The organism is Streptomyces sp. NPDC033216 (assembly GCF_055577115.1).
In genome coordinates, this window is the sequence record NZ_JBVIQK010000002.1 from 376,781 (window position 1) to 390,770 (window position 13,990).

Here is a 13,990-nt window from a genome sequence, read left to right on the forward strand (position 1 = left end):
ACCCTGAGGGGCGCGGGCCCGTACCGCCCGCTACTTGGCCCGGTCGAAGTCGATGGCGCTGTAGGCCCGCAACTTGCTCAGCCGATGCTCGGAGTCGATCCTGCGCACCGTCCCGGACTTCGACCGCATCACGATCGAATCGGTGACCGCGGTCTCGGACCGGTACCGCACCCCCCGCAGCAACTCCCCGTCCGTGATCCCGGTGGCGACGAAGAACACGTTCTCCCCGGTCACCAGGTCCTCGGTGGTCAGCACGCGGTCGAGGTCGTGCCCGGCGTCGATCGCCCGCTGCCGCTCCTCGTCGTCCTTGGGCCACAGCTTGCCCTGGATGGTGCCGCCGAGGCACTTCACGGCGCAGGCCGAGATGATGCCCTCCGGGGTGCCGCCGATGCCGAGGAGGAGGTCGACGCCGGTGCCCTCGCGCAGCGCGAGGATGGACCCGGCGACGTCGCCGTCGGAGATGAGCTTGATGCGGGCGCCGGTCTGGCGGATCTCGTCGATGATCCCCGCGTGCCGCGGCCGGTCCAGGATGACGACGGTGACGTCCTCCGGGGTGGCCCGCTTGGCCTTGGCGACGCGGCGGATGTTCACCGACACCGGAGCGTCGATGTCGACGAAGTCGGCGGCGTCCGGGCCGGTGACCAGTTTGTCCATGTAGAACACGGCGGACGGGTCGAACATGGCGCCGCGCTCGGTGGCCGCGAGGACCGCGATCGCGTTCGGCATGCCCTTGGCCGTCAGCGTGGTGCCGTCGATCGGGTCCACGGCGATGTCGACCTCGGGCCCGGTCCCGTCACCGACGCGCTCGCCGTTGAACAGCATCGGGGCTTCGTCCTTCTCGCCCTCGCCGATGACGACGACGCCGTTCATCGAGACGGTGGAGACGAGGGTCCGCATCGCGCGGACCGCGGCACCGTCGGCGCCGTTCTTGTCGCCGCGCCCCACCCAGCGGCCCGCGGCCATGGCGGCGGCTTCGGTCACCCGGACCAGTTCGAGTGCGAGGTTGCGGTCTGGGGCCTCGGAGGGGACATCGAGTTCGGACGGCAGATGATGCTCGGTCATCGGAGCGCACCTTTCTGATACGACGACGGCCGGATGAGGGTTCGGCTCGACTCTATCGTCCGTTCGACAGAATGAGCAGGGGACCCCACGGATGAGCGCACCCGGCACCTGCGACGATAGGGGGCGTGGCAGGTTCGAAAGGCAAGACGCAGACGGTCCGGGACATGGTGCTCTCCCTGGGCCTGATCATGGTCGCCGGTCTGGTGATGTACTTCTTCATCCCGCACGACGACAGCGGCGCTCCCGACGTGAAGCGGGTCGACTACCGCGTGGAGCTGCTCACGGCGCGCCGCGCGGCCTCGTACCCGGTGGCCGCGCCGGAGGGTCTGTCCTCGGACTGGAAGGCGACCTCGGTGCGCTTCGACGGCGCCGAGTTCGACGCCTGGCACCTCGGCTTCCACTCTCCCGAGGGGGAGTACGTGGCGGTGGAGCAGTCCACCCAGAGGCGCGCCCGGTTCATCGACGAGGCGAGCCAGGGTGCCCGGGAGACGAAGGTCACCGAGGAGATCGGCGGCCGCACCTGGACCCGCTACACCGGCGGCCGCTACGACGCCCTGGTGCTGGAGGGCGCCGACGGCGCCACGACGGTCGTCGCCGGTACGGCGCCCTTCGCCCAGCTGGCGAAGATGGCGGGCGCGCTGGAGCTGGCGTGAGCCCCTGAGCGCCCTGAGCGCCCCGAGCATGAGGAAGGCACCCGGCGGATCCCGCCGGGTGCCTTCCTCATGTCCCGCACATCGCGTCCGGGACGGCGGGTGCGTGTCTCAGACGGTGGTGACGACCTGCTCGTACGGCAGGCGCGGGGAGCGCGGGTAGGAGGCGCCCTCGCCCGGCTTGCCGATGTTGACGACGATCAGCGGGGTGTGATCGTCGTCCAGGAACTCCTTGCGGATGCCCTCGGCGTCGAAGCCGGTCATCGGGCCGGCGGCGAGACCGGCGGCGCGGATGCCGACGATGAAGTAGGCGGCCTGGAGGGCGGCGTTCAGCGTGGCGGAACCCTCACGGGCCGGGCGCTCGGCGAAGAAGACGTCCTTGGCCTGCGGGAACGCCGGGAAGAGGGTCGGCAGCTCCTCGTGGAACTCGTTGTCCGCGGAGAGGATCGCGACGAGCGGGGCGGCGGCCGTCTTGGCCTGGTTGCCCTCGGCCATGTGCTGCACGAGGCGCTCGCGGGCCTCGGCGGAACGGACCAGGGTGATCCGCAGCGGGGTCTGGTTGAAGGCCGTGGGGCCGAACTTGACCAGGTCGTAGATCGCCCGGACCTGCTCCTCGGTCACCGGCTCGTCGGTGAAGGTGTTCGCGGTGTGGGCCTCGCGGAACAGCAGGTCCTGGGCGGCGGGGTCAAGAACGAGAGACATGGCTGATCTTCCTCGGGTGGGCGTCCGGAACCCGGACGCCGGGCCGGCTGACCCGCTCGACAGTACGGGAAAGAACTTCAACCTTCAACAAAAAGCTCGTCGTCGGTGATCCGCCTCACACCCCTGTCTCACACGCCGGCCCGGACCCGCCCCCTCACTCCTCCTCCGCCGCCTCCTCGGCGAGGGCCGCGTCCAACCGGGCCCGCGCCCCCTCCAGCCAGCGCCGGCACACCTTGGCCAGCTCCTCCCCGCGCTCCCACAGGGCGAGGGACTCCTCCAGCGTCGTACCCCCCGCCTCCAGGCGGCGTACGACCTCGATCAGCTCGTCGCGCGCCTGCTCGTACCCGAGAGCCTCGTCCGTCTTGCTCGTCATGCACCCGATCCCTGCTCGTCGACTCGAACTGCGAACTGACCCGCGGCGACCCGGGCCCGGAGCACCTCGTCCGGCGTCACCTCGGCCGGGTCCCGCACCACATGGCCGTCGGACTTCTGGAGCACCGCGTACCCCCGCTTCAGGGTCGCCGCGGGGGAGAGGCCGACCACCCGCGCGTGCGTGTGCGCCAGCTCCGAGTCGGCGCGGTCGAGGAGATGCCCGAGCGTCCGCCGCGAGCGGTCGACCAGCGAGGAGACATGGTCCGCGCGCTCGTCGATCATCCGGTGCGGATCCTGTATCACCGGCCGGCCGAGCGCGTGGCCCAGCCCGCGCTCCTCGCGCTCCACGAACGCCTCCACACACCTCCTGGCCCGGCCGCGCAGCATCCGCACCCGCTCCAGCTCCTCGCCGACGTCCGGCACGACCTTCTTCGCCGCGTCGGTGGGGGTGGAGGCCCGCAGGTCGGCCACGTGGTCCAGCAGCGGGTTATCGGGCTCGTGCCCGATCGCCGACACCACCGGCGTGCGACAGGCCGCGACCGCCCGCACCAGCTGCTCGTCGGAGAACGGCAACAGGTCCTCCACGCTGCCGCCCCCGCGCGCGACGATGATCACGTCCACGTCCTCCTGGACGTCCAGCTCCTTCACGGCCTGCATGACCTGGGGGACGGCGTGCACGCCCTGCACGGCGACATTGCGCACCTCGAAGCGGACGGCGGGCCAGCGGTGCCGGGCGTTCTCCAGCACGTCCCGCTCCGCGGCGGAGGCCCGCCCGCACACCAGCCCGATGAGCTGCGGCAGGAAGGGCAGCGCCTTCTTCCGCTCGGCGGCGAACAGCCCCTCGGCGGCGAGGGACTTCTTCAACTGCTCCAGACGGGCCAGCAGCTCCCCGACGCCCACCGGCCGTATCTCGACGGCCCGCAACGACAGCTGACCGCGCGGGGCGTACCACTCCGGCTTGGCGTGCACGACCACGCGCGCGCCCTCGCCCACGACGTCGGCGACCGTGTCGAAGACCTGCCGGAAGCACGTCACGCCCACGGAGATGTCGTGCGACGGGTCGCGCAGCGTCAGGAACACGACACCCGCGCCGGGGCGCCGCGACAACTGGGTGATCTGCCCCTCGACCCACACCGCGCCGAGCCGCTCGATCCACCCCCCGATGAGCCGTGAGACCTGACCGACGGGCAGCGGAGCCTCAGCGGACGTATTGACAGCCATGCCGCGAGGGTAGTGGCCCCCGCTGACAACGCCCCGCAGGAGGCGGTCCCCCGGTCCCGGGAACGCGCGCGTGATCTCTGGGGCGCCGCGCCCGGCCTTACGATGGGACGCATGACCGCTTCGTCTGGCCGCCGTGTCCTGCTCGCCGCCCCCCGGGGCTACTGCGCGGGCGTGGACCGCGCCGTGATCGCCGTCGAGAAAGCCCTGGAGCAGTACGGCGCTCCCGTCTACGTCCGCCACGAGATCGTCCACAACAAGTACGTCGTGCAGACCCTGGAGAAGAAGGGCGCGATCTTCGTCGAACGGACGGAGGAGGTGCCGCCGGGCAACATCGTCATGTTCTCGGCGCACGGCGTCGCCCCGGTGGTGCACCAGGAGGCCGAGCGCGGCAGGCTGGCCACCATCGACGCGACCTGCCCGCTCGTCACGAAGGTCCACAAGGAAGCCGTCCGGTTCGCCGAGGACGACTACGACATCCTCCTGATCGGCCACGAGGGCCACGAGGAGGTCATCGGCACCTCCGGCGAGGCCCCCGACCACATCCAGCTCGTCGACGGGCCCGAGGACGTCGCCAAGGTCGAGGTCCGCGACCCGTCCAGGGTCGTCTGGCTGTCGCAGACCACCCTCTCCGTCGACGAGACGATGGAGACCGTGGACGCCCTCAAGAACAAGTTCCCGCAGCTGATCTCCCCGCCCAGCGACGACATCTGCTATGCCACGCAGAACCGTCAGCTCGCGGTGAAGCAGATGGGCGCCGAGGCGGAGCTGGTGATCGTCGTCGGCTCGCGCAACTCCTCCAACTCCAAGCGGCTCGTCGAGGTCGCCAAGCTCGCCGGTGCCCGCGAGGCGTACCTGGTGGACTTCGCCAGCGAGATCGACGAGGCGTGGCTGGAGGGTGTGACGACGGTCGGCGTCACCTCGGGTGCCTCCGTCCCCGAGGTCCTCGTCGAGGAGGTCCTCGGCTGGCTCACCGAGCGCGGTTACGACGACGTGGAGCTGGTGAAGGCCGCCGACGAGCACATCACCTTCTCCCTGCCCAAGGAACTCCGCCGCGACCTGCGGGAGGAGGCCGCCGCACTGGTGGCCGGGCGTGGCGGCAGCGGCCCGGCGGCGACCTCGGTCGAGTGACCGTCAGTCGGCCGTCGTAACGTGGAGCCATGCAGATCTTCGGCGTGGACATCGGTGGATCCGGGATCAAGGGCGCCCCTGTGGACCTGGACAGGGGCGATCTGGCCCAGGAGCGCTTCAAGGTGCTCACTCCGCACCCGGCGACGCCCGACGGCGTGGCGGACGGCGTGCGGCAGGTGGTCGAGAACTTCGGCTGGACCGGCCCGGTGGGCCTGACCTTCCCCGGCGTCGTCACCGGCGGCTCCACGATCCGCACGGCGGCCAACGTCGACAAGGACTGGATCGACACGGACGCGCGGGCCCTGTTCAGCGAGCGGCTGGGCGGACTGCCGGTGACGGTGGTCAACGACGCCGACGCCGCGGGTGTCGCCGAGGTCGCCTTCGGCGCCGGCCGCGACCGCCGCGGCACCGTCATCCTCCTCACCTTCGGCACCGGCATCGGCAGCGCCGTCTTCGTGGACGGCGTCCTCGTCCCCAACACCGAGCTGGGCCACCTCGAGCTGCACGGGCACGACGCGGAGAAGCGGGCCTCCAGCAAGGCCAAGGAGGACGGCGAGCTGACCTGGGAACACTGGGCGCGCCGGGTCCAGAAGTACCTCGCGCACGTCGAGATGCTCTTCTCGCCGGAGCTGTTCATCATCGGCGGCGGCGTCAGCCGCAAGTCCGAGAAGTTCCTGCACTTCATCGACGGCATCAAGGCCGAGATCGTCCCGGCGCAGCTCCAGAACAACGCGGGGATCGTGGGCGCGGCGATGCGGGCGGCGAACGAGAGCCGTTAGCGGTCCGGCCCCGCGAGCAGGGGCCGGAGGTTATCGGCTGGTCCTGGTGGCCCGTCGCCGGGCCGCCAGGACCAGCCGGCGCACCAGCACGGTCAGGGCGGCCAGGAGCGTCCCGCCGTACAGCCAGCCCACCTGGGTGGACAGGGCGGTGGCCAGGGCCATCAGCCGGGCTCCGAGCCCGTCACCGTCCTTCGCCAACGGCAGGATGCCCACGGCGAAGGCGATGGGCACCACGACGGGTGCGGCGAACAGGTCGGCCCGGCGCACCCACAGTCCGCACAACACGCACACCGGCAGGAACAGCACGCCGTACGCCGCCTGCGAGGCGCCCAGCAGCAGCTGGTCGAGCCAGCCGAGCGTCAGCATCAGCAGTGCGCCGAACAGGCCGGCGCCGAGGCCGGTGAGCCGGGGATTCGGCATGCGTCGGCCCGCCCGGGTCGGGAGGGGAGCGGCGGCGCGGGCCGGCTTCGGAAGCCGCGGCCCATCGCCGGCCCTCGGCGGCGCACCGAAGCCGGCACCGGAGCCGCGCGGCGCGTCCGCCCGCCCGGCGCGCACCCCCGGACGGTTCCCGCGGCGGGCGTCGCCGGCCCCGCCGCGACCGGTCTGCGGCGGCAGGGGCGGGGTGCCGCGTCGCGTTCCGTTCCGCGGTGGGCGGGTCCTGTGTTGCTCCACCGGTCCAACTTAGGTCGTTTTATGTGCCGAATCGGGCCCGGGACACGCCGGAGGGGCGACCTTGGCGATGCGTTCGACAGGGCCGCCGGGACGGGCGTGGGCACGCCGTAAACTGGTGGATCGGCCAGCCCTCTGGCCCCCTGGCCCTCTCACTACGGGAAGTCGCAACGTGTCGCTCACGATCGGAATCGTCGGTCTGCCGAATGTCGGCAAGTCGACCCTGTTCAACGCCCTGACCAAGAACGACGTGCTGGCGGCCAACTACCCGTTCGCCACGATCGAGCCGAACGTGGGTGTCGTCGGCGTTCCCGACGCCCGGCTCACCAAGCTCGCGGAGATCTTCGCCTCGCAGCGGATCCTCCCGGCGACCGTCGACTTCGTCGACATCGCGGGCATCGTGCGCGGTGCGTCCGAGGGTGAGGGTCTGGGCAACAAGTTCCTGGCGAACATCCGCGAGTCCGACGCGATCTGCCAGGTCATCCGCGCCTTCAAGGACGAGAACGTCGTACACGTCGACGGCAAGGTCTCCCCGAAGGACGACATCGAGACGATCAACACCGAGCTGATCCTCGCCGACCTCCAGACCGTCGAGAAGGTCCTTCCCCGGCTCCAGAAGGAGTCGCGCATCAAGAAGGACATCGGCCCGAAGGTGAAGGCCGTCGAGGAGGCGAAGGAGATCCTGGAGAAGGGCGACACCCTCTTCTCACACGGCATCGTCCAGGGCACCGAGCGCAACGAACTGCTGCACGACCTGCACCTGCTCACCACCAAGCCCTTCCTGTACGTCTTCAACGTCGACGAGGACGAGCTGGTCGACGAGGACTTCAAGGACGAGCAGCGCGCCCTGGTCGCCCCCGCCGAGGCGATCTTCCTCAACGCCAAGCTGGAGGCCGACCTCGCCGAGCTGGACGAGGCGGACGCCATGGAGCTGCTGGAGTCGGTCGGCGCCGAGGAGCCCGGTCTGGCCACCCTCGCCCGCGTCGGCTTCGACACCCTCGGCCTCCAGACCTACCTCACGGCAGGCCCCAAGGAATCCCGCGCCTGGACGATCAAGAAGGGTGCCACCGCCCCAGAGGCCGCCGGCGTCATCCACACCGACTTCCAGAAGGGCTTCATCAAGGCGGAGGTCATCTCCTTCGCCGACCTGGTGGAGACCGGCTCGGTGGCCGAGGCCCGAGCCAAGGGCAAGGCGCGCATGGAGGGCAAGGACTACGTGATGCAGGACGGGGACGTGGTGGAGTTCCGCTTCAACGTGTAGCGGGTTGGTGGCCACCACGCTGCCGTTCCGGTGAGCGCGCCGGTCGAAAAGGAGTTCGACTGCCCGGGGTCGGACCCCTGGCCTTTTTCCCGTGCCGGGACGGTGCCGACGGTGCCGGGACGCCGGCGAGGCCCCCGTGCCGGATCGCGGGCCGCCTTCCCGCGAGGGGCGACCACCTCGGCAGGCGGGACCGGGTCGAGTGCCTGCCACAGGCGCTGGGCCCGGGAACGGCGAGCGGTACGGGGCAGCGCCCGGGAACCGTCGGGTACGGAGGGGACGTGGTTTATTGGGAGGCGCGTTGTTGTCGATGCCGGGGGAGGCAATGCAGTGCGTGACGGGGTTGCGCTCGCCGAGCAGATCGCCGAGCGACGGGCCGGGACCGGCGATCCGCGGGTGCTGCTCGGGGAACTGAGGCGAGCGCGGATGCTCGTACCGCTGGACCGGGGTGGGCTGTGGACGGGGCATTTCGGCGGTGTGCGCTGGGTGTTCGCGTTCACGGGCGAGGAGGCCCTCGCCCGCTTCGCGCGATCGCGGGCGCGGGAGTCCGGGAGCGCCGAGGACAGCGCGCGGCACTGGGAGTTCGCCGAACTGCTCGGCGCCCGGCTGCTCGACGAGATCATCCCGGCGATGGGCGAGCCCGCGGGCATCGCCGTCGACGTCGCGGACCTCGACGGTTCCATGCTCTTCCCGCCCGCCATGGGCATCGTTCCGGACGCAGCCGCCGTCGATACGCCTGAGGAGCCCGTCGGCGGGACCGGCGCGACCCACGGGACCGGCAGGGCCGCAGGGGGTGCCGCCTGATGGGTGACGGGGCGAAGGATCTCGGTGTCGACGCCTACACCGTTCAGCGGCTGACCCAGGGCATACGCAACGCGGTCGGTGAGCTGAAGGAGATCGGCACGAGCACCGGAGCGGTGCTCGGCAAGGGCTTCTCCGAACTGGCGATGACCGGCATGGAAGCCGGGCACCACGGCCTGTCCGTGGACTTCGAGGACTTCTGCGAGCGCTGGGAGTGGGGCGTGCGGGCGCTGATCCAGGACGCCAACGGCGTCGCGGCGAAGCTCGGCCTGGCCGCCGGGGTGCTGTGGGAGGAGGACCAGTACGTCCAGGGTTCACTGAAGTTCGGCGTCAACGCGCTCGCCGGCGGCAGCCCGTACGCCTCCGAGGAGGACATCGCGAAGCAGGACTGGGGCGACGTGTTCACACCGGACGCGCTGAACCCGGACTGGAGCGCCGAGTCGTGGGACCGCGCCGGTGACGAGATGGGCCAGACCTGGAAGGACACCGGGCGCGCGGTGCTCACCGAGGGGCAGGGCGGCGAGCGGGCGCGGATGCTCAACGACGTCTTCGGCATCGACCAGGAACAGTTCGACAAGGCCGTCGACGACACCTTCGGGCCGTCGCCCGAGGAGCGGGCCCAGCAAGGGCAGCAGAACGACGGCGGGGGGAACTGACGTATGGGCATCGGGGACTTCGTCAGTGACATCACACCGGATGTCGTCGAGGACGCGGTCGAGGACGGCGTCGAGTGGGCCGGCAACCGGATCGAGGACGCCGGCAACTGGACGGCGGACCGGCTCGAGGACGTCGGGTGGGAGTCCGGCGCGGACTGGGTGCGCGAGCAGTCGCGTTCCGTGGCGAACCGGATGGGCGCCGAGGTCGACGAGATGGACCTCGGGCAGACCGAGGACAAGACCAAGCTCGTCTACGGCTCGCCCGGCAAGCTGCGCTCCACCGCGTCCCACCTGCGTGACTTCACGAACGCGTTCAACGACGTCGGGCTCGGTCTCGAAGGGCTCGACTCGGACTCCTTGCAGGGTCAGGCGGCGGACGCGTTCCGCAGGACGGTGAAACTGGAGCCGCCCAAGTGGTACAAGGGCGCGGACGCGTTCGAGGGAGCGGCGAAGGCGCTGGAGTCGTTCGCGGACACGGTGACCTGGGCACAGGGCCAGGCGCAGCTCGCGATCGACAAGTGGAAGGAAGGCACGAAGGCCTCGGCGGACGCCCTGGACGCGCACAACAAGAAGGTCGACGACTACAACAGCGCCGTCGACAAGTACAACGCGACGCCCGCCGACAAGCGTGACCCCGCCGCACTGCCGGCGAAGCCGGGCGGGTTCTCCGACCCCGGCAAGGCGAAGATGCAGGAGGCGCAGGACATCCTCGCCGAGGCGCGCAAGCAGCGGAACTCCGCCGCCGAGACCGCGCGCAAGGCCGTGCGGAAGGCCCGGGACGAGGCGCCGCCCAAGCCCTCCTACGACGAACAGCTCAAGGACGGACTCGACGAGTTCGACTTGATGAAGACCCACTTCGGCATGGGCGCGGTCAAGGGAACCGCGGGCATCGTGAACTTCGTCCGGGGCCTCAACCCGCTGGACCCGTACAACATCACGCATCCGGCCGAGTACGTCACCAATCTCAACAGCACCGTCGCCGGACTCGTCCAGGTCGCCAACGACCCCTGGGGCACCGGCAAGCAGATGCTGGACACCTTTATGAAGGACCCGGCGGAAGGGCTCGGCACGTTGGTGCCGGACGCCATCCTCACCGCCGCGACGGGCGGTGCCGGAGCCGCCGTGAAGGGCGTGAGGCTCACGGACGAGCTGGCGGACGCCGCGAAGGCGCGCCGTGCCCGCGACCTCAGGGAGACCGTCCGCAGGCTCGACGGCAAGCGGTGCGGCCGTGAGCCCGTCGACTTCGCCACCGGCCGCATGTTCCTGCCGCAGGAGGACGTGCTGCTGCCGGGCAGCCTGCCGTTGCTGTTCCGCAGGGACTTCGAGTCCTCGTACCGGGCGGGCCGCTGGTTCGGCGAGAGCTGGTCGTCGACGATCGACCAGCGTCTGACCGTCGACCCGATCGGTGTCGTCTTCCACGGTGAGGACAACCTGCTCGTCCCGTACCCGCACCCCGCCCCCGGCGCGCCGGTGCTCCCCGAGGCGGGGCCGCGCTGGCCGCTGGAGCGGCACACCGACGGCAGTTACACGCTCACCGACCCGGACACCGGTCTCGTCCGTCACTTCCTCGCCCCGCCCGGCGCCGAGCCGGGGGACAACGGCTCCGCGCCGCTCGCCGAGATCGCCGACCGCCACGGGCGCAGCATCATCGCCGAGTACGACGAGGAGGGGGCCCCGCTCGCCCTCACCCACTCGGGGGGCTACCGCCTCACGTTCACCACGGAGAACCGCCGGATCACCTCGCTGAGCCTCGGCGGCACCGAGATCGCCGGATACGGATACAGCGAGGAAGGCCATCTCACCGAGGTCACCAAATCCTCCGGCATCCCGACCCGGTTCGACTACGACACCGAAGGCCGCATCGTCGCCTGGACCGACACGAACGGCTCCAGCTACAGCTTCGTGTACGACGACAGGGACCGGTGCGTGTCCCAGACCGGCGCCGAGGGGCATCTGGGCTCGGAGTTCCACTACAGCGACCCGAGCCCCGACACCGGCCTGACCACCACCACGGTCACCGACTCCCTCGGCCACACCTGGCGCTACACGGTCAACAGCCACCTCCAGGTCGTCGCCGAGACCTGGCCCACCGGCGCGACGATCCGCTACGCCTACGACCGCGACGACCGGCTGCTGTCCCGTACCGATCCTCCCCCGCGAGCGGGGGGACTCCCGGGCGCGCGCACCGAGTTCCGCTGGGACGACGACGGTCGGCTCGTCTCGACGACCCGTCCCGACGGCAGCGTGCAGACGGCGGCCTACGACAGCGACGGCCGCCCGGTCGAGCTGGTCCAGCCGGGCGGGCTGCGCTGGAAGCAGGAGTTCGACGAAGGCGGCAACCGGGTCGCGGTCACCCACCCCGCCGGGGGTACCACCCGCTACACCCACGACGCGCTCGGCCACGTCACCTCGGTCACCGACCCGCTCGGCGCCACGACCCTGCTGCGCCACAACGCCGCGGGCCTTCTGATGGCCCAGACGGCCCCCGACGGCGGTACGACGACGTACGTGCGGGACGCCTTCGGCCGGATCACCGAGCGCACCGGACCGAACGGCGGCGCCGCCCGCTTCGAGTGGACCCCTGAGGGCCGGCTCGCGCGGTTCACGGGTCCGGACGGTGCCGTGGAGTCGTGGACGTACGACGGCGAGGGCAACTGCCTCAGCCACACCGACCCCGAGGGCCGCACCACGACCTTCGAGTACACCCACTTCGACCTGCTCACGGCCCGCACCGACCCCGACGGCACCCGCCACGAGTTCACGCACGACACCGAGCTGCGCCTCACCGAGGTGAGGAACCCCCTCGGCCTGCGGTGGAGCTACACCTACGACTCGGCCGGCAACCTCGTCGCCGAGACCGACTTCGACGACCGCACCGTCGCCTACGACGTCGATCCGCTGGGCCGGGTGCTCACCCGTACCACCCCGCTCGGCGCGGCCGTCCGCTACGAGCGGGACGTGCTCGGACAGGTCGTCCGCAAGGACGCCGGCGGCGCCGAGACGACGTACGAGTACGACCCCGCGGGCCGGCTGCTGCGGGCCGTCGGGCCCGACGCGGAGCTGACGTACGCGTACGACCGCCGGGGCCACGTCAAGACCGAGCTGGTCGACGGGCGTGCCCTGTCGTTCTCGTACGACGCGGCAGGGCGCCGCACCCGGCGCGTCACCCCGGCCGGCCACGTCACGTCGTACACGCACGACGGCGCGGGCCGTGCCGCCGCGCTGACCGTCGCGGGCCACGACATCGTGTTCACGCGTGATGCCGCGGGGCGCGAGCTGACCCGCAGCGTCGGGGAGACGCTCACGCTGACATCGGACTGGGACGCCGCGGGACGGCTCACCGCCCAGGAGATCGCGCGCGGCGGCCACCGGCTGAACCTGCGGACGTACCAGTACCGCGAGGACGGCCATCTCGTCGCGGTCGACGACGCCCTGCGCGGCCCGCGCCGCTTCGGCCTGGACACGACGGGCCGGGTCACCTCCGTCACGGCCCACCAGTGGAGCGAGTCCTACGCGTACGACGGCGGCGGCAACAACATCTCCGCCGCCTGGCCGGACCGCCACGCCGGCGGCGACGCGCGCGGCAGGCGCTCCTACACCGGCACCCGGATCACGGAGGCCGGGGCCAACCGCTACGTGTACGACGACGCCGGCCGGCTGATCCGCCGCTCGAAGGCCCGGCTGTCGAAGAAGCGTGACGTGTGGACGTACGCGTACGACGCCGAGGACCGGCTCACCGAGGTCACGACCCCGGACGGCACGGTGTGGCGCTACCGGTACGACCCGCTCGGGCGGCGCATCGCCAAGGAGCGCATGGCGGCCGACGGCCGGGCGGTGGCGGAGCGTACGCACTTCGTCTGGGACGGTCCGGTGCTCGCCGAGCAGACCACGGAGGTCCCCGGCGAGCTTCCCCACCACACCACGCTGAGCTGGGACCACGAGGGCCTCACCCCCGTCGCCCAGACCGAACGCCTCACCGACGCGGCCACCCAACGGGAGATCGACGCGCGGTTCTTCGCGATCGCCACCGACCTCATCGGCACCCCGACCGAACTCATCGACGAGGACGGGCGCATCGCCTGGCAGAGCCGCACCACGCTGTGGGGCGTCACGACGTGGAACGCCAACGCGTCCGCGTACACACCGCTGCGGTTCCCCGGCCAGTACTTCGACCCGGAGACCGGCCTCCACTACAACCACCACCGCTACTACGACCCGCAGACCGCCCGGTACACCACGCCTGACCCGCTGGGCCTCGCGCCCGCGCCCAACCCGACGGCTTACGTGCACAACCCGCACCGGTTCAGCGATCCGCTGGGCCTCGCGCCGTACGAGGACAACGGAGGGCTCGGCGATCTCATCGAGGTCAACAAGCCCGACGCCGACGCGGACAAACTGGCCGAGAAGCTCGGCGGAGACCCCCGCAGAAGGTTCGCGAACGACCCGGACGGACGCGAGTTCGACGCGATCAGCGACGAGTACGTGGCCCAGGCGAAGCCCGCGGACTTCACCCTGAACAAGAAGTTCCGCAAGCAGGCGCAAGCCACGTTCGAGGCGGCGATCCAAAGTGGCCGCACGCCGTACTTCCAGTTCGACGGACCGCCCGGACCAGGGGTGATCGATAAGCTCCAGGAGTACGGACGCCGGTACGGCGTCGAGCCGGTGATCGACACGAATCCGCTGGAGTGAGGG

At 71.0% G+C, this 13,990-nt stretch carries 12 protein-coding genes; 7 read left to right on the forward strand and 5 right to left on the reverse strand.

What is annotated here, in order from left to right; genetic code table 11:
- Positions 1-30: 30 nt before the first annotated feature.
- On the reverse strand, positions 31-1,062 hold the full coding sequence (gene glpX, locus ACZ5Y0_RS05175; protein ID WP_469127242.1) for a class II fructose-bisphosphatase: 1,032 nt from the start codon (positions 1,060-1,062) through the stop codon (positions 31-33).
- Positions 1,063-1,187: 125 nt separating this feature from the next.
- Here glpX and ACZ5Y0_RS05180 point away from each other — a divergent pair, with 125 nt between their 5' ends.
- Positions 1,188-1,715, forward strand: a complete 528-nt coding sequence (locus ACZ5Y0_RS05180; RefSeq protein ID WP_469127243.1) for a DUF4245 domain-containing protein — start codon at positions 1,188-1,190, stop codon at positions 1,713-1,715.
- A 108-nt stretch (positions 1,716-1,823) separates the two neighbouring features.
- On the opposite strand, the gene ACZ5Y0_RS05185 is transcribed toward ACZ5Y0_RS05180, so the two are convergent.
- The 3 genes from ACZ5Y0_RS05185 to xseA form a co-directional block, all read right to left on the reverse strand.
- Positions 1,824-2,414: a malonic semialdehyde reductase gene (locus ACZ5Y0_RS05185; protein WP_469127244.1), complete on the reverse strand. Its 591-nt coding sequence runs from the start codon at positions 2,412-2,414 to the stop codon at positions 1,824-1,826.
- Positions 2,415-2,568: 154 nt separating this feature from the next.
- A complete protein-coding gene (locus ACZ5Y0_RS05190) occupies positions 2,569-2,787 on the reverse strand; it encodes an exodeoxyribonuclease VII small subunit (RefSeq protein ID WP_469127245.1) in 219 nt (72 codons plus the stop codon).
- Positions 2,784-4,007, reverse strand: coding sequence for an exodeoxyribonuclease VII large subunit (gene xseA, locus ACZ5Y0_RS05195; protein ID WP_469127246.1), 1,224 nt, complete (start codon positions 4,005-4,007; stop codon positions 2,784-2,786). The genes ACZ5Y0_RS05190 and xseA overlap by 4 nt, the downstream gene beginning before the upstream one ends.
- 102 nt (positions 4,008-4,109) lie before the next feature.
- On the opposite strand from xseA, the gene ACZ5Y0_RS05200 reads away from it, so the two are divergent.
- On the forward strand, positions 4,110-5,135 hold the full coding sequence (locus tag ACZ5Y0_RS05200) for a 4-hydroxy-3-methylbut-2-enyl diphosphate reductase (RefSeq protein WP_469127247.1): 1,026 nt from the start codon (positions 4,110-4,112) through the stop codon (positions 5,133-5,135).
- A gap of 29 nt (positions 5,136-5,164) precedes the next feature.
- Positions 5,165-5,914: a polyphosphate--glucose phosphotransferase gene (gene ppgK / locus ACZ5Y0_RS05205; protein WP_469127248.1), complete on the forward strand. Its 750-nt coding sequence runs from the start codon at positions 5,165-5,167 to the stop codon at positions 5,912-5,914.
- Between the two features lie 30 nt (positions 5,915-5,944).
- On the opposite strand, the gene ACZ5Y0_RS05210 is transcribed toward ppgK, so the two are convergent.
- A complete protein-coding gene (locus tag ACZ5Y0_RS05210; RefSeq protein ID WP_469127249.1) occupies positions 5,945-6,334 on the reverse strand; it encodes a DUF6542 domain-containing protein in 390 nt (129 codons plus the stop codon).
- Between the two features lie 421 nt (positions 6,335-6,755).
- Here ACZ5Y0_RS05210 and ychF point away from each other — a divergent pair, with 421 nt between their 5' ends.
- From ychF to ACZ5Y0_RS05230, 4 genes are all read left to right on the forward strand, one after another.
- Positions 6,756-7,844 (forward strand): redox-regulated ATPase YchF, encoded by a 1,089-nt coding sequence (ychF, locus tag ACZ5Y0_RS05215; protein ID WP_469127250.1) that lies wholly within the window; start codon positions 6,756-6,758, stop codon positions 7,842-7,844.
- A gap of 327 nt (positions 7,845-8,171) precedes the next feature.
- A complete protein-coding gene (locus tag ACZ5Y0_RS05220) occupies positions 8,172-8,645 on the forward strand; it encodes a hypothetical protein (protein WP_469127251.1) in 474 nt (157 codons plus the stop codon).
- The gene (locus tag ACZ5Y0_RS05225; protein WP_469127512.1) at positions 8,642-9,298 is read left to right on the forward strand and encodes a hypothetical protein; all 657 of its coding nucleotides are present in this window, start codon (positions 8,642-8,644) and stop codon (positions 9,296-9,298) included. The genes ACZ5Y0_RS05220 and ACZ5Y0_RS05225 overlap by 4 nt, the downstream gene beginning before the upstream one ends.
- A gap of 3 nt (positions 9,299-9,301) precedes the next feature.
- Positions 9,302-13,987, forward strand: coding sequence for a putative T7SS-secreted protein (locus tag ACZ5Y0_RS05230; RefSeq protein ID WP_469127252.1), 4,686 nt, complete (start codon positions 9,302-9,304; stop codon positions 13,985-13,987).
- Positions 13,988-13,990 lie beyond the last annotated feature (3 nt).

What these genes read in the sequence shown, in the direction of transcription:
- ACZ5Y0_RS05200 (WP_469127247.1), top strand. Translation starts at nt 4,110, where the DNA reads ATGGGACGCATGACCGCTTCGTCTGGCCGCCGTGTCCTGCTCGCCGCC.
- ACZ5Y0_RS05190 (WP_469127245.1), bottom strand. Translation starts at nt 2,787, where the DNA reads ATGACGAGCAAGACGGACGAGGCTCTCGGGTACGAGCAGGCGCGCGAC.
- xseA (WP_469127246.1), bottom strand. Translation starts at nt 4,007, where the DNA reads ATGGCTGTCAATACGTCCGCTGAGGCTCCGCTGCCCGTCGGTCAGGTC.
- ACZ5Y0_RS05210 (WP_469127249.1), bottom strand. Translation starts at nt 6,334, where the DNA reads ATGCCGAATCCCCGGCTCACCGGCCTCGGCGCCGGCCTGTTCGGCGCA.
- ACZ5Y0_RS05230 (WP_469127252.1), top strand. Translation starts at nt 9,302, where the DNA reads ATGGGCATCGGGGACTTCGTCAGTGACATCACACCGGATGTCGTCGAG.
- ppgK (WP_469127248.1), top strand. Translation starts at nt 5,165, where the DNA reads ATGCAGATCTTCGGCGTGGACATCGGTGGATCCGGGATCAAGGGCGCC.
- glpX (WP_469127242.1), bottom strand. Translation starts at nt 1,062, where the DNA reads ATGACCGAGCATCATCTGCCGTCCGAACTCGATGTCCCCTCCGAGGCC.
- ACZ5Y0_RS05185 (WP_469127244.1), bottom strand. Translation starts at nt 2,414, where the DNA reads ATGTCTCTCGTTCTTGACCCCGCCGCCCAGGACCTGCTGTTCCGCGAG.